This window comes from Flavobacteriales bacterium (assembly GCA_016715895.1).
Classification (GTDB): Bacteria; Bacteroidota; Bacteroidia; order Flavobacteriales_F; family PHOS-HE28; genus PHOS-HE28.
The window spans coordinates 1452017-1475466 of sequence record JADJXH010000003.1 but is presented as its reverse complement, the minus strand read 5'-3'; the positions used below and the strand labels follow the sequence as shown (position 1 = coordinate 1475466).

The window sequence follows — 23450 nt, the reverse complement described above, 5'->3', positions numbered from 1 at the left end:
ACCCTTGCACCACGAGCCTCCAGCCTCCGGTCGTTGACCTCTTTCTTTCTTTCTTCTTGTCACTTCGTCCTTGATCCTTGTTCCTTCTCCAACGCGACCCCTAGCCTCGGCCTTTCGCACCCTCGCACCTCTCCACATCCGACGGCCTCACACCCGCATCTTTGCCCCATGTCCCTTGTGCGCCGCACCATCGAGCGGTACGTCAAGCTCACCGATGCCGAATGGGCGCTGGTGGAGCCGCATTGGCAGCCGCGCGACTTCCCCAAGGGCGCCTTCATCACCCGCACCGGCGACGTGGAGCCCTGGTTCAGCATCGTGGAGAAGGGTGTCCAGCGCTTGTTCATCGAGCATGACGGCGCGGAGGTGTGCGTGGGCTTCGCCTACGACGGCAGTTGGAGCGGCGTGTACGACTCCTTCGTCACCCGCACGCCGAGCCGGTTCGCGGTGCAGGCCGTCACCGACAGCCGCCTGTGGTCCATCCGGCGCGAGGCCCTCTACGCCCTCTACGACACCGTGCCCGCCATGGACCGCTGGGGACGGCTCATCCTCGAGGAGCTGCTCATCGGGCGCGCCACGCGCGAGATCGAACAGCTCACCCTCGATGCCGAGGCGCGCTACCGCAAGCTCATCGCCCGCAGTCCGCACCTGCTGCAGTTGGTGGCCCAGAAGGACATTGCCAGCTACCTGCGCATGACCCCCGAGACCTTCAGCCGATTGAGGGCCCGGGTGCGGTGAGGGTTCAGTCAACGAACGCCTCCCGCAGCACGGCTTTGCACCGGGTGATCTCCCGTGGTGCGAGCTTGCCGAGCACGCGGATGATCCGCCGGGTGTCGATCGTTCGGATCTGATCGATCGCCATGGATCCCGTCACCTTAGGATGAGCGATCGGCACGCGTGTGGGGTAGCCCTTGCTCGCACTGGTCACCGGCACCACCACCACGGTACGCAGGTGCTCGTTCATCTCCCGCGGTGATACCACCACGCAAGGCCGGGTCTTGCGGATCTCGCTGCCGATCGTGGGCTCCAGGTTCACCAGCACGATCGCATACGGTTCAGGGACCTTCATGCGATGTCCTCATCGGCGAACACATCCGGCAGCAACGGCGCATCATCACCGCGCTCCGCCATCCGCTTGAACGCCCGATCCCAGCCATGCCGTGGGCCTTTCGTCGGCTTCAACACGATGTGGTCCTCGTTCAGGACCAACTCCACCTCGTCGGTCAGCTCGTAGCGCTGCAGCAAGGCTTTGCTCAACCGGATGCCCTTCGAGTTCCCGATGGCGATGATGTCGATCCGCATGCCCAAATGTAATTACATTGTAGCTACTTCGCGTTCTTGATCCACGTCAAGCGGCCGGCCTGCGACCGCGCTGGAGCTTTGCCCCCGATGGACGCCTTGAACACCCTCGCCCTCATCGACCACCTGCAGGAACGGCTGCGCGATCAGCGCGCCCAGCTCGATGCCCTGCGCGGCCTTCCGCTCGAGACCCTCACGCGCCGCCCCGCCCCCAAGCGGTGGAGCGTGCTGGAGGTGGTGGAGCACATGAACCTCAGCAGCGGGATCTATCACCGCCGACTGGACGCCTGCTACGCCAGGGCCCACAACAGGCTGCGCTTCGCACCGACCTTCACCCCCGGCCGTTGGGGACAGCTCGCCACGCGGGCCATGCAGCCCGGCGCCGACGGCCGCATCGGCTGGCGCATGCGCACCCTCTTCCTGTTCGAGCCGCGCACGGCCCACACCCAGGGCCTGGCCGCCATCGACCGGTGTGCCACCATGCTCCACGGCCTCCACGGCCTGCTGGAGCGCGCCCGCACCCGGGGGCTCGAAGGCGAGCGCATCACCAGCACCCTCGGGCCTGTCCTCCGCTTCAAGGTCGGCGACGCCTTCCGCTTCCCCATCGCGCACCAGGACCGGCACTTCCTGCAGATCCGGAACACGCTGAAGGACCTCTCCTAGCGCGCCACCATCACGCGCAGGACCTCGCCGGTGGTGGAGTGTACTTAAATATTATGTAGTACCTTGCCGATGTGAGGTCCATCATCGCGACCGGCGTGCTCGGTACCCTGGTGTTCGGTGCTTGCACCGGACCACGGCCATTTCCGAATGATGCGCGCCGGATAGGCACGCCCGAAGGATACGTGGAGTTCTCCACGGAGGAGCCGGGCCCGCGTCCCGTTCGCGGGACCGACAAGGTCTATTTCTGGGTCTCCGGTCATCAGATCCACGCCACACAGGGCGGTGCTGCGGGCGACCTGCTCCATGGTCCCTATCGTGCGTTCGATATCGACGGCCGCTTGCGCCAAGCGGGCGGACATCTCCACGGGCTAAGGCATGGCGAATGGCGGACCTGGGATGAACAGGGCAACCTGGTCCTCGCCACGCGGTGGCGCCGGGGCGAAAACCGGGACACGGTGTTCCCGGTGACCGCTCGGCTCCGGGGGCAGCGCTCCGATCGGAACGTCCAGGCACAGGAGGAGGTCCGGTCCGTCGAGAAGCGACGCCGAGCTCGGTTCTGGCCCTTTCGTAGACAAGAGGCCGATCGTGCCCGGACCCCGAGGGCGAAAGAACAGGCCCCGTCCAAGAAAAAGGCCGCCCCAGCGAAGAACCGGGGAGCGAGGGAACGGAAGCCTTCCGAACCATGAGGAGGTTGCGGGCTTCATCCATGTTCTACGCGGTCACGGTCGCCCTGTTGATCGGGTCCGTCTCCAGTTCCATCATCCTGCTCGACCATCACCAGAACCTGCGTGCATCCAGGGTGCTCGCCAGGGAACATGCACGTGACCTCGCGCTGGCCGCGTTGTACACCGCACCGACGCTGACCGCTGGCGAACCCTCATGGAGGGGCTGGCTGGACCCGTTCCGGACGGGGCAGCGATCCGTGGAGGTCCAGGTGGAACCGTGGGGGCTGTTCGAGGCGGTGAGCGCCACTGCGACACATGCGGATCGGACGGTGAAGGCCACGGGTCTCCGCGGGAGGTACCTGGACACCACCTCGACCCTCCGCATCGATCGCCGGGCGGGCCTCCTGCACATGTGCGGGGATGCCCGGGTCCGTGGCCGCGCCTACCTGCCCAGGACCGAGGTACGGCGAGGGCACATCGCAGGGAGGCCGTTCACGGGCCATCGGCTGATCGATGCAACCGTTCACCTGTCCGCCGCGCATCCAGCGGCAGCGTTCAACACCAGCATGCATGAGCGCGTGCGCCATGTCATGGTGCACCTTGGCCGGACGACAGCGGACCCTGTGACCGCCTCCGGCCATCTCAACGACCCCGGCCTCGCTCAGCAGGTGGTCATCGTGTCCCGGGATACCCTGGTCATCGGGCCGGCCTGTGCCCTGCGGAACGCCATCATCAGAGCGCCGTTCATCCGACTTCTGGGCGGCGTTCGCGGCAGCGTACAGTGCTTCGCCGATCGGGGCATCCGGGTGGACAGCGCGGCCGTGCTCGAATTCCCATCGGCCTTATGCACGGTCCGTGGGCCTCAGGATGCACGGGTCGCTCCTATCGTCATCGCCTCAGGTGCGCAGGTCCAGGGCACCGTGTTGGCGCTGGATGCCTCCATCCGCGGGAAGGCGGAGCCGATCGTCGTCCTTGAACACGGTGCCGTCCTCGACGGTGAGCTGTTCGCCCAAGGTGCCGCTGACGTCCGAGGGATGGTCCACGGGCGTGTGATCGTCGGATCACTGAGCGTGCGCACCGATGGGTCGCTCTTCGGCGATCACCTCCTGGATGGTGAGATCGGCCCGGCCAGGACCACGCTCGTTTCAGCGGGCACCTTGGAGGCCGATCGGGAACCGTCCCTGCTCACCTGGTCAGAGATCCCTTGACCGATGGACCGCTTGCCCGCCTCCAGCCTGCTCGAAGCCGTGATCGCCCTTGGCTTGCTGGCCGCTGTGCTCTCCACTGCACTGGCCGTTCAGTTCAGGGTGAGGGAGGCCGACCGGGCCTGGGTCCGGCTCGTCGCATGGGACCTGAGCGAAGAGCTCGTCGCCCAATGGCGACCTCAGGGCACGTGGAGCCCCCCGGCGCGCTCGGGTCTTCGGGTCGACCATGTGTCCGTTCCTGTGGACAGCCATCATCATCTCATTCGTATCCGCGTCAGCCATGGGGACACCGAGGTCCTCCTCCGCGAAGTGATCATCGAAGACCCATGAACAGGGCACCTTCGTTCACCCTTCTGGAGGCGCTGCTCGCGCTTGTGATGCTGGCCATCGTGGCCACGATGAGCAGCTTGGTGATCGGCTATCTCGGTGAACAGCGCACCGGGATGGGCGATCGGAGCGAACAACTGGATGAACGCCTGACGCTGTTCACAGCGTGGGCCACCGACCTGAATGACGCAGCTCGTTCGGTCCATGTCCTGGAGGACGGTCTGGATGTGCGTTCCCCTTCGAAGGTCGTCCACTACCGCGTGGTGCGGAATGCCCTCGTCCGGCGCACGGGGGATGGGCCTGCGGACACGCTCATTCGTGGGCTGGACCGGATGTGGGTCGAGCCGGGTGGCGATCGGCGCTCCCCGCCTGTTCTCTGGAGCGGTACCTCGTTCCGCGCAGGCAGGCCGGTCCCGCTTACGCTGCGCATTCCTCGATCACCCGCGCGCGCCTATCACACCCTGTTGCGGTAGCATGCCCATCTCTGTCCCCGCTTCGGCCACGAACGGTGGGTCCAAGGACCGGCCCATCGCGGTGTTCCGTTCCGCCCGGGGGGTCATCACCCGGTTGGACCGTACCGGGTGGACCGACGTCCGCAAGGAGCGGTTGTTCCGTGACATGCATCTGCTGGTGGTCGCAGGCGTGGACCCCCGTACCATGCTCGATCTCCTGGTGTCGGCGCAGGGCCATGGACGCTCCGTGGGGGCATTGCACCAGGTCCGCGAGGCTGTGCTTTCGGGCATCCCGCTCAGCGTGGCCATGTCGGAGGCCGGGGTGTTCTCCGCGCACGAGGAGCACGCGGTGCGCGTCGGCGAAGAGAGCGGGCGCCTCGCCGACATCCTGCTGCAGCTGGCCGATCACCACGCCGAACGCATCGCTTTGCGCCGGTTGGTCCGTCAGGCCTTCGCCTATCCGCTCTTCGTGCTCGCCGTGACCATGGTGGTGGTCCTTTTCATGATGAACGTGGTGGTGCCCATGTTCGCGGAGGTCTTCGCACGATCGGGGCCGAGCTCCCGGCGCTGACGGCCGGTGTGCTCGTCGTTTCCCAGGTGGTCCGGTCGGCGTGGCCTGTGCTCCTCGGCGGTCTATTCCTGCTGGCGCTGGGCGTCGCCCGGTTGGACCGTCATGCCGCCTTTCGCCGCTGGAAGGAGGGGGCAATTGATCGCCTGCCGGTACTAGGCCCACTATCGCGCAAAGCCGGACTTGCCCGGTTCTGCAGCGCGATGGCTTTCCTGTTGAGGGCGGGCACGCCACTGGACCGGGCCTTGTTCCTGGCCGAAGGCATGGCCGGTACGGCACGCTCGCAGCATGCCCTGTCCGACGTCAGGGGTCGGGTGATCGCGGGCGTTTCGCTTCGCCAGGCCATGGCCGCGCACACCGTGTTCGATCCGGAAATGGTGGCCATGATCGGCGTGGCCGAGGAGGTGAAGCAGCTCGATCACATGTTCGGCCGCCTCGCCGAGCGCTACGCGGCCGACGTGAAGCACCGGACCACCATGCTCGGCAGTGTGCTGGAACCCATCACCATCCTCATCATCGCCCTGCTCGTGGGCACCGTGCTCGTGGCGATGTACCTGCCCATGTTCAAGTTGAGCACGACCCTGTGAGCGGCCTCGCGTCAGCGCTTCCCGCTCGTGCGATCCGCGTTCTCCGCATCGCGCTCGGACCGGCTGCTCCCGCGCCGCAAGGACCGCGTGTGGCTGCCTTGTTGGAGGACCACGCTATCCGCTTCCACGGTCACCACCTGGATACCCCGCCAATGGTCGCCGGTCCGGATGGCGAGGTCCCTGCCGTTCACTTGGAACAAGGCCACCGGCTTGCTCTGCCCTCCGCCACCTCCGATCCGGCCCACATACTCCATGGCAGGCCAGTCCACCCGGGCGGGTGTCGCAACGTTCGCCAGTGGGCGCGGCCTGAGGGTGGCGGTCGAAGCGCCCACGGATGGGGCCTGGGAGGGGCGCCTGCCGCTCGCATGGTGGTCCAGGAACGGGTCCCTTGCCCATGCCAGGTCCAACGCCGGCGCGTCGGGGCGCAGCTCCAACGCTTGTTCACTGGTCACCGGGACCGGACCGGGCCGGTCGGTGGTCGGTCGGCGCACAAAGGCCTTCACCATCACCGCCCCCCAGACCGCCGCGGCCATGGTGAACAGGATCGCTCGAAGGGCCTTTCGATTCATTGGATGGTGAGCGTGCGCAGGGTGCTGGTCGTGCCGTTGCCCGCCTCGTCGGTGGTGCGGACGCTCCATTGGTACGTGCCTGTACCCAGTGAATCCGGCCAGCTTGTCGCGGCCACCCCGATCCGCCGCACCTCCACTTGGTTCGCATCGGCCACGATCAGGGTGTCCCGCGTTCCGTTCAGGTCCGTGCCGCTCTGCCATTGGAAGGTGAACGTCGCGTTCGGCAGTCCGGCGTTGTTCGCCGGTGCGATCAACAGCGGCGCCGTGGGCGGCGTACGGTCCACCGTGAAGGTGCGATAGCTGAACGCCGAGACCGAGTTGCTGTTCTGGCCTTGGATCCCCCAGACATAGGTGCCCTCAGGCCAGGCGCTGAGGGTCGCGCTACCACCTGTGATCACCTGCACCAACACCAAGGGACCGTTCTGGTCGGTCTCCCGCACCTCCAGCCGGTGGTCCTGGGCCCCGGGCAAGGGCTCCCACTCGAGGGCCACATCGGCTTCCATCAGGTGCGCATTGGCTGTTGGCGCGATCAGGATGGGGGTCAGGTCCTCCAGCGATGTGGCCGCCACCACCACCAAACGGCGAACGGCGTATTCGGTATGGCTGCTGGCGTTCTGCGCCCTCACCCGCCATTCATAGGCCCCGGGGGCCATGGCGAACGTGACCGTTGGTGTGCTCACGACAGAGTCCGTCAGGAAGAGCTCGGGAGCCACCAGGTCCGGCGTGGCGATCTGGATCCGGTAGGTCTCCGCGTCGGGGACCTCCGTCCACCGGAAGGTGACCACGTTCGTGGACACGGTGTCCCGGTCCTGAGGCGTCAACAAGGACACGGTCAGGTCCGTCAGGTCCGCTTCAATGATGTCGCTGCAGCCCGTAAGGACCAGGAGCAGCAGGATGGATGGCAGTGCGTGCTTCATGGCTGAATGGTGCGGAAGGTGAGGGTGGCGTAGAGCGCACGACCGCGGGCGGGTGGTCGTTGTTCGGCCTGCAGGTCAAGCGACACCAGGCGCACGCCCGGCAGTTCCCGTTCCAAGGCATCCGCACAGGTGAGCAGATCGTCCGCGCGCCCGGTGATGACGATCGGTAGGGTGTGGATGACGCGGCCTTGCACCTCCTCCCGGTGCTCGCTGTGCACTTCGTGCAGGGCCCCTTGTCGCTCCTGAAGAAGTTGTCCGGTTCGGGTCAGGACCATGGCCCAGCGGTCCTGCCCGCGCGGTCCGGGTCCGAAGACCTGTTCCATCCGGTCCAGTGCGGATCGAAGGTGGCGCAGTTCGGACGACAGCTCCTCCTCGCTCCGTGCGCCCGCCGCCGTGTTCCGCAGCTCCGCCCATCGGTGCACGGTGGGCAGCACCTTTCGGTGGACGAGCAACGCCACCACCAGGCCCATCACCAGCAGGAGCACCTGCAGCTTTCGGCGCTGGTCGAAGGCGATCGTTCTCCGGCTGTTCATCGTCCGATCTCCAGGTCGAATTCCGGCCCGCCGCCGTCCGCTGTGGGGCGATACCCCAGGAGCCGCACCGTACCTGTGCCAGGTCGTGTCCGCAGGCTGTCCATCCAGCTGTTCAGCAAGGCGGCATCGTCACAGCGGCCCTGGATGCGTACCACACCGCGCTCTACAACGAGCGGCTCCCTGCCCTCCGGTGCGCTCCGCAGGGGATCCACCACCAGCCGGTCGAGCCTGATCGGCAGGGGGGTGTGCGCTGCGATGGCGGCGGCCCGGGCGGCCAGGCGGCCACCTCCTTCCAACCCCATCGCTGAGGCCAAGGCCTGGCCGGCGACAAGCTCCGCTCGTGCCTGCTCCACGGCGACCTCCAGGTCAGCCAGCCGACGCACCGCCCCGTCCTCCACGGCCTTTTCCCGGTCCACCCGATGGGCCAGACCGGCCTCGAAGGCGACCAGGAACAGGATCACGCCGAGCCCGGCGAGCAGCATGCGTTCATACCACAGGCGTGCCCGCTCTTGAGCGCGTGCGCCGGTCAACAGGTCCTCGTGCACCATCGTGCGACCCGGGCCGGGGAGAAGCCAGCACCATGCGGTCACGAACGCCAGGGCATGGGTGGCCGGGAGTCGCTCGCCCTCCAGGTCGATCGAGGTGGCGGGCCCGGAGGGGCTTCGTTCCAGTGCAAGTCGGCCATCGCGGAGACCGACCCAGGTGCCGGACGCAGTGACCGCATCGCTGCCCTGCGGCAGCAGCGCCTCCAGGGCCAGCAGGTCCCATGGACCGATGCGCAGGTCCACCACCCGGGCGCCGCATTCGGCCAGGCTGTTCATGATCGACACCGCCTCACCCCGCCGCATCATGCTGCATCCGGTGCTGCCTTCCTTCGCGCGCAGGCTCACGCACGCCTCGGACACGTTCGCTCCGGCGAATGCGCGGCCCACCTGCTCCTCGGCGCTGCCTTCGTCGGGCACCACCCGGTGGATGCACCGTTCATGGTCGACGCACAGGGCCAGGGGGACCCGGGTGCCCACCTGCCGGATGAGCTCAGAGGCGTTCGCCGCCTCACCATGCCCGCGTAGGTGCACCGCGCGCCGGCCCCGCACCAGATGCACCCAGCGGTGCACGGGCCCGCCTGTGCCGGCCTGCACCGACACCCCCAGGACATGACCCGCACCCACATATGGCCCGCCTTTGTCCATGCCTCACAGGATGATGGTGGGCCGGATGAAGATGGTGAGCTTGCTGCGGCCCCGCTTCGAGGTGCGGTTGCCGAAGATCCACTTCAGCACAGGGATGCGCGAGAGCAGCGGCAGGCCGTTGCCGCTGCGGCTGTTCTCCTTCTCCTCCAGCCCGCCCAGCACGATCATGTCGCGGTCGCGCACCCGCACGATGCTGCTGAACTTCCGCTCCACCGAGCCCGGTGGGGCCGTCGCCGCGATGCGTTGCGTGAAGTTGCTCTGGTTCACCTCGATCTCCAGGGTCACCAGGTCGTCACTGCTCACCATCGGCAGGATGCGCAGCGACAGGTCGGCATTGATCGGCTTGTAGATCTGCGAGGTGCTCACCGTCGGGTTCTGCGTGCCGATGAGGTCATTGCGCACCTCCAGGTAGAACTCCGTCTCTCCGATGCTCAGCGTGGCCTCGTGCCCGTTCAAGGTGCTCAGCTGCGGGGTGGACCGCATGCGCAGCACACCGTCCGCTTCCAAAGCGCGGATGCCGACATAGAACGACGGGGTGACGTTGCCCAGGTTGAAGAGCCCGAACCCGTTGAAGCTCTGAATGAGGTCATTGATGGTGCCGGCGTTCAAGGTGTAGTCGATGCCGGGCAGGATGGTGCCTCCGCTCTGTTCGGGCGGATCGCCCACGCCCATCTGGATGCCTCCGCTCACCGTGCGCGAACGGTTCACGTCCACGATCATCACCTCGATCATCACCACCGGTACCGCCTGGTCCAGCCCGCGCAGCAACCCCTTGATCTCGTCGATTCGATGGGCATCGCCGCTGATGATGATGCCGTTGAGCTCCACGAACTCATGCAGGGTGACATCCTTGCGCATCGCCTCCGGTATGGTGTTGCTCAGGTCCTTCACCGGTCGGTTGAGCAGCCGCACCAGCTCGGTGCGCCGCAGCCCTTCCAGGTCGCGCCGTCCCACGAGGTGCACCCCTTCGTTCACATGGTGCGTAAGGGCCGTGCCGCGTAGCAGGCCCGTGAGCAGGTCCTCGTAGCTCACCCGGTCCATGTGCAGGGTGGCGGTGCCCTCCACGCCATCATAGAAGAAGTAATCCTTGTCCAACATGGCCGAGGCCTGCTCGATCACCTGGGCGATGGGGGCCTGCCGCGCGTGGACGGACAGCAGGCCGTCCGGCAGCACGCCGAGCTCCAGTTCACCACCCTGGCCACCGCCGGTTTGTGCACCCCGCGGGCCACGCTCGCCCCCCTTGGTGGGTTCGGCCGCCTGTGCGTGGAGCAGAAAGCTGCCATCGCTGCCACGCTCCACCAACAGGCCATTGGCGAAGGCCAGCTTGTCCAGTGCGCCGGCCAAGCTGGTCCGCCGCAGGAAGGCGCGCACCGGCCGGTCGTCCAGCCCGGGCGCGAGCACCACATTGGTGCCGGTGGCCAGGGTGATCGCCCGGGCCACCGCACCCAGGCTGTCGCCTTTCAGGTCCAGGTCGAGCCAGCCGCTGTCCGCGGCGAAGGTCACCACCGGCGGCCGCCAGGTGGGTGCGGGCGGTGGCGGGACCTCGGCCACGTGCGGCCGCAGGGCGATGATGCTGCCGATCAGCTCCAGCTCGAGGTCGTATTGCTTGCACAGATAGAGCAGCACATCGCTCACCCGGGCGTTCTGGAACGCGTTCACCACCTCCCCTTTCACCGCGGGGTCCACGCTCAGGTTCAGGCCGTGGCTCAGGCCCAGGGCCCGTACGAACTCGCCCAGGTCGGTGCCGCTCACGCTCATCTCCACGGCGCCCTCCAGGCCGGGATGGTCCACCTCCGCGGCCTCCAGCATCTCCGCGATCCGCTGGTAGCGGTCCTGCGCGGTCCCGGTGCATGCCAGGCCCCACAGCGCGAGCAGCAACAGCCAGGTCCTCATGCGCTGGTCAGGATCGGATGGGCTTCCTCCAGGCTGGTGCGCCCGCTGCGCAGGAGGGCCCAAGCGCTGTCGGCCAAGCGCCGCACGGGCCGCCCGGCGAGCGCCGCCTGGCCATCGGTGACCCCCCGCCGCACCTGTTCGGCACGGTCGATATCCATGGCCACCACTTCATACAGGGCTTGACGTCCGCGGTATCCCGTGTAGTGGCACGCGGGACAGCCCACCGGCACCTGGTGCGTGGCCGGCGGGGCCTCCGCAGGCACCGGTCGCGCGGCCCCGGTCGGCCACGGTTCGGGCCGCGCACAGGTCGTGCACAGGGTGCGCACCAACCGCTGCGCCACCGAGGTGTTCAAGGTGGCCGCCAGCAGGTAGGGGGGTACCCCCATGTCCATCAGGCGGCCCACCGTGCCCCAGGCCGAGTTCGTGTGCACGGTGCTCAGCACCAAATGGCCCGTGAGGGCCGCGCGCACCGCCATCTGCGCCGTTTCCGCATCGCGCACCTCGCCCAGCATGATCACGTCCGGGTCCTGCCTGAGGAAGCTGCGCAAGGCCTGCGCGAAGCCCAGCCCGATGCCCTCGCGCAGGGGCACCTGATTGACCCCCTCCAACGTGTACTCCACCGGGTCCTCCACCGTCACGATGTTGCGGCGCACGGCGTTCAGTTCCTTCAGGGTGGCATAGAGCGTGGTGGTCTTGCCCGAACCGGTGGGACCGCTGATCAGCACCAGGCCGTGCGGCCGCGCGATCCCGCTGCGGTAGTCCTCGAGCTGCGGCGCGTCCATGCCTAGGTCGGCCAGGCTCAGGTCGCCGGCATCCTGCCCCAGCAGGCGCAGCACCACCTTCTCACCGTGCAGGGTGGGGAGTACGCTCACGCGCACATCGGTGCGTCGCCCGTCGCGGTCCAGCACCATGCGGCCGTCCTGGGGCAGGCGCTTCTCGCTGATGTCCAGCCCGGCCTGCACCTTCACGCGGTTCACCAGGGCGGGGTGGTCGGCGGCCGGGTAGCGGTACCGCTCCACGAGCAGCCCGTCGATGCGGATGCGCACGCGCGCTTCCCGCTCGTACACCTCGGCATGCACATCGCTGCTGCCCAGGTCACGGGCCTCCTGCACCAGGTCGTGCAGCAGGTGCTCGGCCGTGCGCGCGCTCAGGTCCACCCGCCGCCCCGGTCGCTCCACCCGCCGGTAATGGGTGGCCAGGGCCCGCTCCACCGCGTCCGCTCCGGCCGGCTCCAAGGTCACCCGAAGCCCCAGCAGGACCTCCAGCTCCAGGCGTACCGCCTCGTCGGCGCCGCCCGCGCGGAGCAGGGTGCAGCCCTCCGGGCCCAGGTGCTGCGGCACCACGCGGTAGTGCCACGCCTGCTCCGGGGTCAGCACGTTGCGGGTGGCCGCATCGATCAGCAGCGCCTCATCCATGCCAGAAGACCATCGCTTGTTCACCCTGGTGCAGCGGGGGCATGCGGCCCAGTTGCTCCATCACCACCCAGCAGGCCAGGTAGGCCGCCAGCAGGCCCGCCGTGGGCACGGTGCGGGGCTGGCCGGGCCAATGCCGCAGCACGGTGAGGTGCAGCACGAGGCACAGCACCAACCCGCTCACGTAGTAGGGTGCGAAATGGTCGAAGGAGAGCCCGGGCACGATGGCGGCCAGGAAGAGCACGTCGCCCATACCGATCATGCGGCCGATGGGATCGGTCCACCGGCCGTACCGCAACGACGTCCAAGCCACCAGGGCCACGGCCTGCACCAGCAGGAAGAGGGCGTTCATGCCCAGATCGGCCAGCCAGGCCGCGTGTGACCGCCCCAGATAGGCCGGGGCGCCGAACAGCAGCCCCGTCAAGGGGAACAGCGACCAGTGCACCGCCCGGTGGCGCAGGTCCTCCCAGCACACCAGCAACAGCACCACCACGGTCAGCCCCTTCACCGCCAGCATGGTCAATCGGGGATCACCTCCCGCAGGGCTTTGTCGTGGTCGATCTCCCACACGTTGTACTGGCCGTCCTGGTCGAAATCGGCCACGGCCGTGGCCCTGGCCACATAGGTGCGCGGCCCCGCGTTCACCAGTTCGATCCGGTAGTTCGCCGTGCCGCCCTCGTTCACCAGCTTCTGCTGCCGGAACCCCAGGGCATCCAGCTCCCCGGCATACTGGCTGCGCTCGTAGTAGTGGGTGGTCTGCAGGCTGTGCAGGTGCTCCAGTTGCAGTTTGGCCTCGGTGGCCTTGGCCTGGGCCACCACCTGGCTGTAGTCCGGCAGCGCCAGGTACACCAGTATGCCCACGATCACCAGCGCGATCAACAGTTCAGTGAGCGTGAACGCCGGGATGCGCTCCCCATCCACGAACGGGGTGGGGGGATGGTCACCGGCATGCGGGGCCGGCGGGGCGGGTGGTCGGTCCATGCCCGCAATATACTAAAGATATACTAAGTACGCCTTCGCGGCCTTTGAACCGTGCGCGGAGCGTGGTCCACGGGTTCCGGCCCCTGTGCGAACCGACGTTCAACCTCGGAGGTGTGCTCCAGCTTCTGAAGACCCCGACCGCTGCTGCCTCGGTTCCGCCCCCCATCTGCGCTGCATGCGCCCTGCAACACACGATCGATCGTGGATATCTGGGCCTTCGCGATCGTCGAAAGCCCAAGGGGACGACTCCTGCTTTGTGCATCCGACCAAGCGCCCACGCCTCCATGCGCATCCGCCGTCCTGCCCATCCCCACCCCACCGCCCCCGCGGGGGAGGTGTCGCGTGGGTCCGGTCGGACCGGTCTGATCGCTTGGTTCGTCGGTCAGCGACGCCGCCGTGGAACGGATCGTCCCGACCCCTTGGCTCTGCTGCAACCTGCGTCAGACGTGGCCTCTGGCCTTGGCGCAGCCTGTGTCGACCGGGGTGGCGCCCAGGCGCGACCGGCCGCTCGGTCCGCTGACCTTTCCCCTATGCCGCCGAACTCAGCGCCTATGCTGCCCGTCCCGGCCGCCATGTCGGTGAACGCGCCGGCCATGACGGACGATCTGGGCGCGATGATGGTGAACCCGGCCACGGGGTCCGTTGATCCCTGCGCCATGTCGCCGAACCCTGCGGCAATGTTCCCAGACCCGCTCGCCGTGACGGCGAACCCAGCGTCAAAGTCCATTGACCCCGGCGCGATGACGTCGAACCCAGCGGAAGGGATGGATGACTTTCCTCGGGTGACGACCAACACAGCGCAGCGGTCAGGAGTACCAGGCGATGGGTCGATCGTCGGCGAGGAACAGGCTGGCGTGCCGGGTTTCGGATCACGCGCTCGGTCGAGGGCGTTCCGGGTCAAGGGTTGGTTCGTTGCGCTGGCGGTCGCCGTTCTGGATGCAGGAGGTCGATCGGCTTCCTGGGTCCGCAGCGTGGTGCGGCCCTCGAAGGCGGAGCGCGAAGCGCGGCGCAAGGAGTTCGACGCCCATTTCACCATCGTGACCATCCCGGGCCACCTGGTGGAGGTGGGCTTGGTCGACTTCGAGAGCTACGCACCTCGTGCGTTGTGGATCGCGGGGCTGGTCTCCGTTGGCTCCTATCGGCCGTTTCCTGTGTTGCCACGCCATTTGCTGGCGTTCCTGTTCGTGTTCACGCGGCGGCTGCTGGGCCTCATCGCGTCCGTGGCGCGGCATGCCGTTCCCGGCTCACTTCCCCTGCCCGGCCGTGCGGTCGGCTGCGCCTGCATTGCGCGCCCACCTCCCAGGTGGTCCATCTTCTGGTCCGTTCGCTGAGCGCGTGACCGTCCCCGCCTGAGGGGGCCAAGGGACCGCTCCAGGTGCACCGCAGCGGTCGCCGCATGCACCGGTGAACGCGCCGTCCAGCGATGATCGCTCATCGCGGAACGGCTGCGGGAACCGAACGGACCCGGACCCCTGCCCCGGAATGAGGCAGCGGTCCATCGGCGACCCGTTCCCTTCCTTTCTCAGCGGTATCCAGCTAACCCCTTGGGCCGCAAAAAGCCAATACCATGGCAACCCTAGTCAAACGTTTTTCCCGGCTGTCGCCCCTCGCTTTGGTGGCCCGCAGCCTTTTCATCGAACAGCGTCTCACCGGCAACCCGGCCTTCGCCGACCTTGCATCGTCCCTGTTGGTGGTCACCGCCAAGCGCGAGGCGCTGGAGCAGGCCATCACCGCCGCTGCGGACGGTGGCCGCACGGCGATCGCCCATCGCCGGGCCGCACAGCAGGAGCATTTCGCCGAGCTGAACAAGCTCGCGGACCGTGTCTCCAGCATCGCAGGCGGCGACGCGGTCATGATCCAGGACGCTGGTTTCTTCGTGCGCTCCGCGCGTAACCTGTTGACGGAGATCCCCCGGCCGCTGAAGCTGCGCGCGCGGATCCGCGACCACAAGGGGGAGGTGCTCCTCGATTGGGCCACCACCCCGGGCGCCAGCCTCTACGTGATCCAGCACAACGGCGCATCACCGGATGATGCCGAGGCCTGGAAGGATGTGGGCGAGACCACCCGCATCCGGCACGTGCTCAAAGGCCTGGAGAGCGCCAGGGAGCACTGGTTCCGTGTGCGCGCCACCGGCACAAAGGGCAGCAGCCCCTGGAGCGACGTGGCCCACAGCCTGGTGCGCTGAGCGGCGCACGCCCCTGCCCGCAGGCAGGGCACCACCCTCATCGAGCAGCCCCGCGCAAGCGGGGTTGTTCGTTTGGGGGGATCGGGATGCACGGATCCTGAACTCGACAACTCGAGCAGGCCACTACGCCTTGTATTCTCTCCGCGCCTCAGATCCGAGGGGACCGCAAGTGCCGATAAGTCTTGTAGTCCTTGAGCCTGTTGCGCATCTGGTTCACCTGCAGTCCCGCTCAGTCCTCTTCGGAGATCTATCGTGGGCACGTGTAGAGTTGCGCGATCTAGGGGCATGTATGAGTGGGATCGTGCGGGTGTAAGCTTCCCCATTGTTCGGCCAGGTGATAGTGGAGGTCAGGCGGTTTTCCCCGGCCCCTTCAAAGGCCTGGGGAAAACCGGCTGACCGGTCGGGGGCTACCTTCAACCGATCGTAGCCATGAGAAAGACCAAGTTCACCGAGCATCAGATCGTCGCGATGCTCAAGCAGCATGAGGCTGGTGCCAAGGTGGCCGACATCTGTCGGGAACACGGCATCAGCAACGCCACGTTCTACCAGTGGAAGGCGAAGTATGGCGGCATGGATGCCAGCCAGCTCAAGCTGGTGAAGGAACTCCAAGAGGAGAACAGCCGCCTGAAACGCATGTATGCGGAGCTGAGCATGATGCACGACTCCCTCAAGCAGGTGGTGGAAAAGAAGTGGGGGTCTGACGAGAAGCGCGAGATCGTGCAGGCCCTTATCACCGAGCATGGACACACCCAGCGGCAAGCGTGCCGCATGGTGGGTCTTGCTCGCAGTACCGCGCAATACCGCAAGCATCCGCCCGACGACACGATGGTGATCGGCGCATTGGACGACCTGGTGACCAAGCATCCGGCCATTGGGGTGTGGCAGTGCCATCACCGCATACGCTTGATGGGTCATGTGTGGAACTTCAAACGTGTCTACCGGGTGTACACCGGCATGGGGCTCAACATCCGTCGGCGGACCAAGAAGCGCCTGCCTGCACGCGTGAAACAGGCCTTGTTCCAGCCACAGGCCCCCGACCAGGTATGGAGCATCGACTTCATGCACGACACCTTGTGGGATGGCCGCACCTACCGCATGCTCAACGTCCTGGACGACTACAACCGCGAAGTGCTGGCCATGGAAGTGGACACTTCTTTGCCTGCCTTGCGTGTGATCCGCGTGCTTGAACGCCTGAAGGAACAACGCTCACTGCCGGCCATGATCCGCGTGGACAACGGGCCGGAGTTCATCAGTGCCAAGCTTGACCACTGGTGCCGAGAGCACAAGATCACCCTCACCTACATCCAGCCCGGCAAGCCCACCCAGAACGCTTACGTGGAGCGTCTCAATGGCAGCATACGCCGTGAGCTCCTCGGCGCCTACGTCTTCCGCACACTCGAAGAAGTGCGCTTGCGCACCACCGAGTGGATGTACGACTACAACCATCTTCGGCCTCACAAAGCACTCGGTTACCGGCCACCTGTGCTCATCCATCCCTAACAACAAATGCCCCTGAGACCTCCAGTTATCGCTGGCCCGACTTCAGGGGAAGCTTACACGGGGAAGAAGGGTAATTGATCGAAGAGCGCACGGATCACAGATCCGCGGCAGCGGGATGTTCTTGGGAGAGGTCCAGCGAACTATGCGAACAGTCCTTGGGATCATAGGTAACACCGAACTTTCGCCCAACGCACTTATCGAAGCCGACACCACCTAGCGTTGTGGATGTTCGCAGTGTGCCGCGACAAGTATCAAACCCAACAACAAAGTAGTAGTCGTAACATGAACTGTAGAAGCATCGAACACAACGCTCAATGGTTGCGGTGGTCTCTACCCCATCCTTGGATAAGTGCTGCTTCCTGGAATAGTCGTACACAAGGAAACCAACGAATAGCGCTATGATCGCCAGGGCAAATCGCGTGTATTCCACGTGAGGTTTCATTACTTCTGCTCAGGTGCCAGCGCCGCGGAACCTTTCTCGCCGCCGATGAAAAAACCCCATGTCGTGAGCGTCTGCATCGCAGCAGTACCGTTGGTTGGCACAAAGTCGCCTAGACTTTTCCACGCCCATTCAAATTCGCGGGAAAGCCTGCCCGTAAGTGAACCAACCAATGCTTGCGTCATCATCGTACCCCCGTCATTCGTATGAAAGCCGGAGGTCGTTAGTGTTCCAAAGGAGCCAAGCGCTGCACCTGCAAACGGGTTACCTGTAGCAACGCTAGTGGAAAGACCCAGGAAATCAAATTCACCTCTGTTCAAAAGGAATTGCCCACCTGCATTCACAGACCCGGAGGCCGCGCGTTCCATAAGGGTGCCTTGGAACAGACGATTAGCAGAAATTCGAGCAGCAGCACCAAGGCCTTCGAGGACCGTACTCCCAGCAAGTAGCTCACCGGCCGCTGAACCACCTGTTCCAACTAAAGCCAAGCCAAGCATTCCTTTGGCGAACGCATCGGAGAAGGCTCCACCCCTTGCCGCATCGCGGCGTCCAAGGGCTCGCATGGCTGCTTCGTTGTCAGCGTTGTCCTGGTAGCACGTGCCAAACTGCGCCGCTGGCAATGCTTCGTTACGCCCCGTGGGTTGCCAGGTCGTCGACCAGCGTGAACCTCGCGGCTTGCTTGGATCCTTGTATGACCAAAGAGCGCCGTGTGTTTCACTTTGGTAGCGTACCACTTCCCAAGCAACGTCAGAACCCGCGTCGGAGACCATCAACACAGTTCCGCCTGTTCCGTACTTGTCACCGAGATCTTGGACGTTCCATGTGCTTACCGGAGTGGTTGGTTCTAACCCTTCCAGTTCGATCATGTCGTTCACCCGGTTACCACTAAACGCATACGGCGACCAGTAGGGGTATTTACTGACCAGTGGATCAATACTCAAGAATCTGCCCACTCGAGGAGCGTGCGCGTCTTGATCGCAATGCCTATGCGTCCCGGCCGCTCCGTGTAACGCATCGTGGTTCTTCTGCCCTTCGCACCCCATGCGATATGCCCTCCCCGTGACCGTGTTGTAGACGTTCATGCCGATGCGGATCATGCTGTCCTTCGCATGGTGCTCCGGATAGGCTCCCGAACTGAAGGTCAACGGAGCGGGTTCGACAGAGCGTAGTACGTCTTGGCCCTTGGCGATCAGGCTGGTTCCAAGGAGCATTAGATGCAGGAGAATGCGCTGGTTCATGGTCGGTCGCTTGTGGTCGGGGGCAACAAGGGGTTCGCATATTTCTGGGGATCCCTGGCCAACGCGCGCATCCATGCGAGGTACACCTCCAAAGGTACTTCGCGGTAGCCGAGGTTCACCAGGGTCGCCAAGGTGGCTTCGAGCGCGGGGTTCGTCACCGGGATCATCGTTGGCCCATCCACCGGTGGCTCCCGCGATCCAAGCGCGGCAGCCTTCACCAACAGGGCCTGAGCGCAGGCGGGGTAGTGGGCCAGGGCCAGATCGCAGCAGCGCAGCACGAACCCGATGTCGGCCTGGGCGGCCCGCTGCTGGTAGCCTTGGGCCAGGTCCACCAGGCAGAGCGCAAGGGCCTTGCGCAGGCCGAGCGTATCCATGTAAAGGCCTGAACGGATGGCGTCGGTGTTCACATAGCCCGAGGCCATGACCCATGCATCGCTTGGAAAGGTGGCGCTGGTGAGCTCGGTGTTGTACCACCCGAGCTGTTCGCTGTGTTGCTTGATGTACATGTGCATGGGCGCCATGGCCAGGTAGGCATTGGTTCCAAGCTCGTGGCACAGCATGGCATACAACAGGGGTAGGGAATGGCAGTTGCCCTCATGGGTAGCGAGCAGCCGGCTAACGAACATGTGCGTTGGATCGCACCAGGCGAAGTAGTCGACGGTATCGTAGCGGAACGGCAGGCTGAGCGGAATGCCCGGTGCGCCAAAGACCGTATCGGTCATGAGGTGAAAGACCGCACCGCTCCGCAGAAAGGCGGTGGAATCCTTGGCGGTGTACCCGGTCAGCCGGTTCGCGTTCGCCCACGCAGCGGCGATCGTGGCCAGGCGGGTGATGGCGCCGTTGAAGGCCTGCGTGTCCAGCTGGCCGAGGAAGTAGGCGTTCTCCACTTCGAGAACAGCGGTCTTCAGGCTCGCTTGGCGGCGCCCCTCCAGCATGTCAAGGATCCTGGTGTAGGCCCGGGTGTACACGGTGTCGACAGTGCCCTGCCCCAGGGTGACCTGGACAACGGCGGTGAGCCCGCATATGAGCAACCCGGTTCTCATCGGACGATCCTGGCTGGTGGCAGTGGTTGCGCGAGCGTCTTGCGGAGCCGCTCCTCCTTCGCAGCGTCCACGGAGCTGCGCCAACGGGCATAGAGCTCCGGAGGCATGGGCGCGTAGCCCAACCGGTCAACCTGGCCGTACAGCGCTTTCAGGTCCGCCAAGCGTTCGGCCAGGTCGGGCCGCAGCCGTTCGAGGTCGTTCAGCGCCGGCTGACCCGCCTGCCATAGCGCGCGATCGAAGGTGGCGGTGCGCAGGTTGGAAAGCTCCATCCAGCCATGGATGTCCTGCGGGTATTCCTTGAGCGCGCGCTGCAGGCATTGCTCCATGAATGGCTCAGCGTACCCATGGCGTTGCGCATAGTAGGCCGCGAGCTCCACCAGCAGGTGGGCCACCACCCGGCGCGTTCCAACGGTGTCGAGGTAAGCGCGGCTCTTGATGCCTTCGGTCCTCACATGGCCCGAGCCGGCGAGCCAGGCATCGGAGGCCGGCCGCCCGTTGGTGGTCTCGAAGTTGTGGAAGGTGCCGGTGCCGTCCCTGAACTTCACGTAGCTATGGTTCGGTGCAAAGGCGAGGAAAGCCTCGGCATGCAGCCGTTCCGCCAGGGCCAGGTAGAGCAGCGGCATGGAGCGGCACTGCCCTTCCCCGGTGAGCAGGAGCTTGCCGACCGTCACCTTGCGGATATCCTCCTCACCGTTGGGGTCGTCGAAGTCGTAGCGGAGGGGTGACCATGTCCTGCCGGTGGTCGGGTCCACGAACGTGTCCCTATAGAGGGCTTGTATACCCCAATGGACCATGAGCGGGTCGCTCGCATCGCCGCCTGCGGAAGCAATATGTGCCCGAACCACCTTGGCCACTTGGTCCAGCAGTTCACCCAATGACGCATGCGTGCCGGTGGTCTCCACGAACGGTCGTTCCATGGCCTCGATGGCGTTGCCCAGATGCAGCGGTTCCCGGCCATCGAGCATCCGCACCAATGTGGTTCGCGCGGCCTCGAACGCCTGGTCGCGTGCGGCGGTGGCGGGTGTGCCGGTGCTGGCGAACCGGAAGGGGCCGCTGTAGACGCTGGTGGTACCCTTGGTGCTGTGCGGTCCATTGCGGAATTCGTCGGCGAAGTGCGCAGCCGGTGCCATGGGCCGTACGGCGGCCGACCGCGCGCCCATGGGAGCAGCCGCATTTCGGGCAGGAGCGAGGGGCGAGGGGCTGCCCATGGATCCGGGCACGATCGGGCTGAAACCGGAGAAGTGCGGCGCTTGCGGCCCCAGTGTCGCGGGGAACTGTGCACGGCTGGTCGCACCGAGGAAGAACAAGGTGATGAGCGATACGGACCGGAGATGCGTATGGAGCATGCTGTGCTAAAGATAGATAAAGTAATGGGGTGATGCCGAGGTCCCTATATGGAGCAAACGCTGGGCCCATCAGCGGGGTGCAGTGGGCCGATCCAGCCCGGGCGATCCGCTCAGCTTCCAGGCAGCCAGTTTTCGGGCCCGGCGTGCACGGACGCTGTGCGCAACGACCACAATGAAACGGAAGCATCGGGACATTCCCGTACGTAGTGCAGGGAAGGATACGCCCCTCCATTACTTAACCCCAACCCTGGCAGGCCACCAGTTCTCACTGGCCCGTCTTTAGGGGAAGCTTACAGTAGGGGCGCGGGTTGGGGCCGGCCCCCGGCTAAGGCCTCGCGCACCCGAGCGCCGGTTGGGGAGCTAGCCGCATGGTAGCCTGTACTTGCCTTTAGTAGGTAACTCGTAAATGAAGAGGGAATCGACCAGCTCCCATGTTGGAAGGCAAGAAATCGGTGACCCCGGTACTGACGGACATCCGTCCCTGCTGACAGATATGGAGTCTACCGCAATTCGCTTCAGACCATAGCCGAATGAGAATATGTAGTCATGGTTGCCATAGTCCAATTCCAACCCAAGAATCGAATCTGTCAGACAGGCGAATGAGCCTTGCGACGACTTCAGCAACGCGCCCAGTTGTTCCTTGTCCGATACTACGTAGTACGGTTGCTTCTCAACGCGACAAGTATCCCAAGACCACTTCGACACACTCCGATGGGGAACATCCGCTTCGTACAATCGGACCTTTGGAGAGCACTGATAGCTCAGCAAGATTCCCAGCAACATAAAAGTCCCTAGAAAGCAACGCATGGTTCGTCAGTACTTCAGCTCGTCAGCGTGATCCACTCGAAACTGGTCGTGCTTCTTTTGATCTTCCGGCCTCAGTAAAGTATCAAAGTGTCGATTGACCATCAGCTTGTCGAACCACCCCCCAACCGCTATTGAGGGCACCGGTCGTCCGTGGCTGAAGCTCACGCTATTGGGCGTACCATGAACCGCTCGGAAGTCAAATCCGTTGCGGAACGCTTGAGCAACAGAGAGCATTGACCCTTTTTGGTCCTTTGAACTGCCATTTGAGTGGCAACTATACAGCCACAAGTCAGCATTCTTGATATTTCCTGTTGGCTGTGGCAAGTCCGAAATGTTCAAGGCATCATTCTCGAAAATTTCAGTTTTGCCATTGCCGGTTGAAGTCAGATACTCTTTGTTGGGTGCGTTCAAGAAGATTGACTGAGGAGAACCATGGGTGAGCATTGATACGTTTCGCACATCAGTCCCAGAAATGTCTGACCAATCTTGAGCGAATTGACTTTCCGTACTTACGGCACTCAGAGCAACTGAACCTTTGCCATAGGTGCTTTCCATTTCCCCATACATCTGGTTCGTCTGCGCACTGAAACCGCCCTCGCCTTCCGATGAGCGTGAATCATAAAAAATGAAGGCCTTCACATCCTTTCTTGCCTCCTCAGAAAGTTCTTGGCCCTTAATATCCTTCCATTCCAAACCTTCAAGCTCAATTCCATCAATGACCCTGTTCTCGCTGAACGCATACGGTGAGTTGTGCGGGTACTTCGCCGCCAACGGGTCCAGGCTGAGGAATCTGCCCATCTTGATGTCATCCCTACCGATCGCGCAGTTCGGACCGACCCCCTCCGACCCACGAACATGGTTGGCTTCAACCTGCTCTTGGCCGCCGATCCGGTATGCCCTGCCTGTGACCGTGCTAAAGGCCCAATTCCCGATCCGCCGCAGCGTATCGTTGCCAAAGACCTCCGGGTAGTGCCCTTGGCTGAACGCCAATTCAGGCGAGGAGGGCACAGGGTAGTTCTGGGCACGAAGGGCTGGCGAAATGCCCAAGAGGGTCAAGCCTGCGGCCAGCATGCTCCACGACCGGGTTACAGCGGCCGCAACCTGCGCGAACAGGGTTGTGGGTAAGAGCGCCATGGTCGGCAAGGGGGGCATACCCCTGTGGCCCGAACATACGATGCGATGGTCATTGGACATGCGTGGAGAGGCGTTTCGCGGGTGGAGGAACGAGGAGGTAGGTCCTACCCGGTACCCATTGGGGTAGGGCAGAACGGTATGGTCGCTGGCCCTGCGGCACCCCGAAGGTCTGTGTCCGCATCGGAGCGCCAATGCTGTGCATGTTCTTTGGCGGCTGGGATAGGTCGTCCATGGCGTACGGCGATGCTAAAGATAGGCGAAGTATTGATCCCGGTGGGGTGCCAGGGTTGGTGCAGAGCCTGATCTCTGCCCCGGGCAGCGTTCGGGTGTGGGTATGCTCACTCCAGGGGCCAATGTGCACCTGCCAGCAAAACAATAGCGAACGAGCCAGTGAAGGACCAAGCCCGGTTCATTTTCGGGCATGACGGTTGATCAGGGCACGAATGCGAGACCGCTCGAGATGCTTCGACCCGTGCAGGTTCGCAGGCGGCGACGCGGTC

24 protein-coding genes are annotated in these 23450 nt (G+C 64.8%); 10 read left to right on the top strand and 14 right to left on the bottom strand.

What is annotated here, in order from left to right; translation table 11 throughout:
- The first annotated feature begins 168 nt into the window (after positions 1–168).
- Entirely contained in the window at positions 169–735 is a 567-nt protein-coding gene (locus IPM49_06560) for a Crp/Fnr family transcriptional regulator (GenBank protein MBK9274184.1), read from the top strand.
- Between the two features lie 4 nt (positions 736–739).
- On the opposite strand, the gene IPM49_06555 is transcribed toward IPM49_06560, so the two are convergent.
- Both IPM49_06555 and IPM49_06550 read right to left on the bottom strand, forming a co-directional pair.
- Positions 740–1066 (bottom strand): type II toxin-antitoxin system PemK/MazF family toxin, encoded by a 327-nt coding sequence (locus tag IPM49_06555; GenBank protein MBK9274183.1) that lies wholly within the window; start codon positions 1064–1066, stop codon positions 740–742.
- Positions 1063–1299 carry an AbrB/MazE/SpoVT family DNA-binding domain-containing protein gene (locus tag IPM49_06550; GenBank protein ID MBK9274182.1) on the bottom strand — a complete coding sequence of 79 codons (237 nt, stop codon included), beginning with the start codon at positions 1297–1299 and terminating at the stop codon, positions 1063–1065. Before IPM49_06550 ends, IPM49_06555 begins: the two co-directional genes overlap by 4 nt.
- Positions 1300–1386: 87 nt before the next feature.
- Between IPM49_06550 and IPM49_06545 the strand changes: the two genes are divergently transcribed.
- The 6 genes from IPM49_06545 to IPM49_06520 all read left to right on the top strand — a co-directional run bounded on the left by IPM49_06545 (position 1387) and on the right by IPM49_06520 (position 5763).
- A complete protein-coding gene (locus tag IPM49_06545) occupies positions 1387–1959 on the top strand; it encodes a DinB family protein (protein MBK9274181.1) in 573 nt (190 codons plus the stop codon).
- Positions 1960–2665: 706 nt separating this feature from the next.
- Positions 2666–3832, top strand: a complete 1167-nt coding sequence (locus tag IPM49_06540) for a hypothetical protein (GenBank protein ID MBK9274180.1) — start codon at positions 2666–2668, stop codon at positions 3830–3832.
- Between the two features lie 3 nt (positions 3833–3835).
- The gene (locus IPM49_06535) at positions 3836–4159 is read left to right on the top strand and encodes a hypothetical protein (GenBank protein MBK9274179.1); all 324 of its coding nucleotides are present in this window, start codon (positions 3836–3838) and stop codon (positions 4157–4159) included.
- Positions 4156–4629, top strand: a complete 474-nt coding sequence (locus IPM49_06530) for a type II secretion system protein (protein MBK9274178.1) — start codon at positions 4156–4158, stop codon at positions 4627–4629. Before IPM49_06535 ends, IPM49_06530 begins: the two co-directional genes overlap by 4 nt.
- Position 4630: 1 nt before the next feature.
- Positions 4631–5179, top strand: coding sequence for a type II secretion system F family protein (locus tag IPM49_06525; GenBank protein MBK9274177.1), 549 nt, complete (start codon positions 4631–4633; stop codon positions 5177–5179).
- Between the two features lie 200 nt (positions 5180–5379).
- Positions 5380–5763: a type II secretion system F family protein gene (locus IPM49_06520; protein MBK9274176.1), complete on the top strand. Its 384-nt coding sequence runs from the start codon at positions 5380–5382 to the stop codon at positions 5761–5763.
- A gap of 11 nt (positions 5764–5774) precedes the next feature.
- Here IPM49_06520 and IPM49_06515 read toward each other — a convergent pair whose 3' ends face one another.
- From IPM49_06515 to IPM49_06480, 8 genes are read right to left on the bottom strand one after another with little or no spacing between them, the layout of a single operon-like run.
- The gene (locus IPM49_06515; protein MBK9274175.1) at positions 5775–6296 is read right to left on the bottom strand and encodes a hypothetical protein; all 522 of its coding nucleotides are present in this window, start codon (positions 6294–6296) and stop codon (positions 5775–5777) included.
- Between the two features lie 32 nt (positions 6297–6328).
- Complete coding sequence (locus IPM49_06510; protein ID MBK9274174.1) at positions 6329–7249, bottom strand: hypothetical protein; 921 nt, start codon at positions 7247–7249, stop codon at positions 6329–6331.
- Positions 7246–7782: a hypothetical protein gene (locus IPM49_06505; GenBank protein MBK9274173.1), complete on the bottom strand. Its 537-nt coding sequence runs from the start codon at positions 7780–7782 to the stop codon at positions 7246–7248. The genes IPM49_06510 and IPM49_06505 overlap by 4 nt, the downstream gene beginning before the upstream one ends.
- On the bottom strand, positions 7779–8972 hold the full coding sequence (locus IPM49_06500) for a hypothetical protein (GenBank protein ID MBK9274172.1): 1194 nt from the start codon (positions 8970–8972) through the stop codon (positions 7779–7781). Before IPM49_06500 ends, IPM49_06505 begins: the two co-directional genes overlap by 4 nt.
- 3 nt (positions 8973–8975) lie before the next feature.
- Positions 8976–10865 carry a type II and III secretion system protein gene (locus IPM49_06495; GenBank protein ID MBK9274171.1) on the bottom strand — a complete coding sequence of 630 codons (1890 nt, stop codon included), beginning with the start codon at positions 10863–10865 and terminating at the stop codon, positions 8976–8978.
- Positions 10862–12280, bottom strand: coding sequence for a type II/IV secretion system protein (locus tag IPM49_06490; protein ID MBK9274170.1), 1419 nt, complete (start codon positions 12278–12280; stop codon positions 10862–10864). Before IPM49_06490 ends, IPM49_06495 begins: the two co-directional genes overlap by 4 nt.
- Positions 12273–12785, bottom strand: a complete 513-nt coding sequence (locus tag IPM49_06485) for a hypothetical protein (GenBank protein MBK9274169.1) — start codon at positions 12783–12785, stop codon at positions 12273–12275. Before IPM49_06485 ends, IPM49_06490 begins: the two co-directional genes overlap by 8 nt.
- Positions 12786–12796: 11 nt before the next feature.
- The gene (locus tag IPM49_06480) at positions 12797–13258 is read right to left on the bottom strand and encodes a prepilin-type N-terminal cleavage/methylation domain-containing protein (protein MBK9274168.1); all 462 of its coding nucleotides are present in this window, start codon (positions 13256–13258) and stop codon (positions 12797–12799) included.
- Positions 13259–13809: 551 nt separating this feature from the next.
- Between IPM49_06480 and IPM49_06475 the strand changes: the two genes are divergently transcribed.
- The 3 genes from IPM49_06475 to IPM49_06465 all read left to right on the top strand — a co-directional run bounded on the left by IPM49_06475 (position 13810) and on the right by IPM49_06465 (position 16943).
- Positions 13810–14589 (top strand): hypothetical protein, encoded by a 780-nt coding sequence (locus IPM49_06475; GenBank protein MBK9274167.1) that lies wholly within the window; start codon positions 13810–13812, stop codon positions 14587–14589.
- Positions 14590–14873: 284 nt separating this feature from the next.
- Complete coding sequence (locus IPM49_06470; GenBank protein MBK9274166.1) at positions 14874–15443, top strand: fibronectin type III domain-containing protein; 570 nt, start codon at positions 14874–14876, stop codon at positions 15441–15443.
- A 429-nt stretch (positions 15444–15872) separates the two neighbouring features.
- Positions 15873–16943, top strand: coding sequence for an IS3 family transposase (locus tag IPM49_06465; protein MBK9274165.1), 1071 nt, complete (start codon positions 15873–15875; stop codon positions 16941–16943).
- A 441-nt stretch (positions 16944–17384) separates the two neighbouring features.
- Here IPM49_06465 and IPM49_06460 read toward each other — a convergent pair whose 3' ends face one another.
- The 4 genes from IPM49_06460 to IPM49_06445 form a co-directional block, all read right to left on the bottom strand.
- Positions 17385–18620, bottom strand: a complete 1236-nt coding sequence (locus tag IPM49_06460; protein ID MBK9274164.1) for a hypothetical protein — start codon at positions 18618–18620, stop codon at positions 17385–17387.
- Complete coding sequence (locus tag IPM49_06455; GenBank protein ID MBK9274163.1) at positions 18617–19663, bottom strand: hypothetical protein; 1047 nt, start codon at positions 19661–19663, stop codon at positions 18617–18619. Before IPM49_06455 ends, IPM49_06460 begins: the two co-directional genes overlap by 4 nt.
- On the bottom strand, positions 19660–21009 hold the full coding sequence (locus IPM49_06450; GenBank protein MBK9274162.1) for a hypothetical protein: 1350 nt from the start codon (positions 21007–21009) through the stop codon (positions 19660–19662). The genes IPM49_06455 and IPM49_06450 overlap by 4 nt, the downstream gene beginning before the upstream one ends.
- 813 nt (positions 21010–21822) lie before the next feature.
- Complete coding sequence (locus IPM49_06445; protein ID MBK9274161.1) at positions 21823–22950, bottom strand: hypothetical protein; 1128 nt, start codon at positions 22948–22950, stop codon at positions 21823–21825.
- Positions 22951–23450: the final 500 nt, after the last annotated feature.

Coding starts and splice junctions, on each gene's coding strand:
- IPM49_06495 (MBK9274171.1), bottom strand. CDS start 10,865: ATGAGGACCTGGCTGTTGCTGCTCGCGCTGTGGGGCCTGGCATGCACC.
- IPM49_06460 (MBK9274164.1), bottom strand. CDS start 18,620: ATGAACCAGCGCATTCTCCTGCATCTAATGCTCCTTGGAACCAGCCTG.
- IPM49_06535 (MBK9274179.1), top strand. CDS start 3,836: ATGGACCGCTTGCCCGCCTCCAGCCTGCTCGAAGCCGTGATCGCCCTT.
- IPM49_06540 (MBK9274180.1), top strand. CDS start 2,666: ATGTTCTACGCGGTCACGGTCGCCCTGTTGATCGGGTCCGTCTCCAGT.
- IPM49_06475 (MBK9274167.1), top strand. CDS start 13,810: ATGCTGCCCGTCCCGGCCGCCATGTCGGTGAACGCGCCGGCCATGACG.
- IPM49_06455 (MBK9274163.1), bottom strand. CDS start 19,663: ATGAGAACCGGGTTGCTCATATGCGGGCTCACCGCCGTTGTCCAGGTC.
- IPM49_06445 (MBK9274161.1), bottom strand. CDS start 22,950: ATGGCGCTCTTACCCACAACCCTGTTCGCGCAGGTTGCGGCCGCTGTA.
- IPM49_06515 (MBK9274175.1), bottom strand. CDS start 6,296: ATGGCCGCGGCGGTCTGGGGGGCGGTGATGGTGAAGGCCTTTGTGCGC.
- IPM49_06520 (MBK9274176.1), top strand. CDS start 5,380: ATGGCTTTCCTGTTGAGGGCGGGCACGCCACTGGACCGGGCCTTGTTC.
- IPM49_06550 (MBK9274182.1), bottom strand. CDS start 1,299: ATGCGGATCGACATCATCGCCATCGGGAACTCGAAGGGCATCCGGTTG.
- IPM49_06505 (MBK9274173.1), bottom strand. CDS start 7,782: ATGAACAGCCGGAGAACGATCGCCTTCGACCAGCGCCGAAAGCTGCAG.
- IPM49_06490 (MBK9274170.1), bottom strand. CDS start 12,280: ATGGATGAGGCGCTGCTGATCGATGCGGCCACCCGCAACGTGCTGACC.
- IPM49_06500 (MBK9274172.1), bottom strand. CDS start 8,972: ATGGACAAAGGCGGGCCATATGTGGGTGCGGGTCATGTCCTGGGGGTG.
- IPM49_06525 (MBK9274177.1), top strand. CDS start 4,631: ATGCCCATCTCTGTCCCCGCTTCGGCCACGAACGGTGGGTCCAAGGAC.
- IPM49_06510 (MBK9274174.1), bottom strand. CDS start 7,249: ATGAAGCACGCACTGCCATCCATCCTGCTGCTCCTGGTCCTTACGGGC.
- IPM49_06530 (MBK9274178.1), top strand. CDS start 4,156: ATGAACAGGGCACCTTCGTTCACCCTTCTGGAGGCGCTGCTCGCGCTT.
- IPM49_06545 (MBK9274181.1), top strand. CDS start 1,387: ATGGACGCCTTGAACACCCTCGCCCTCATCGACCACCTGCAGGAACGG.
- IPM49_06465 (MBK9274165.1), top strand. CDS start 15,873: ATGAGAAAGACCAAGTTCACCGAGCATCAGATCGTCGCGATGCTCAAG.
- IPM49_06560 (MBK9274184.1), top strand. CDS start 169: ATGTCCCTTGTGCGCCGCACCATCGAGCGGTACGTCAAGCTCACCGAT.
- IPM49_06555 (MBK9274183.1), bottom strand. CDS start 1,066: ATGAAGGTCCCTGAACCGTATGCGATCGTGCTGGTGAACCTGGAGCCC.
- IPM49_06480 (MBK9274168.1), bottom strand. CDS start 13,258: ATGGACCGACCACCCGCCCCGCCGGCCCCGCATGCCGGTGACCATCCC.
- IPM49_06450 (MBK9274162.1), bottom strand. CDS start 21,009: ATGCTCCATACGCATCTCCGGTCCGTATCGCTCATCACCTTGTTCTTC.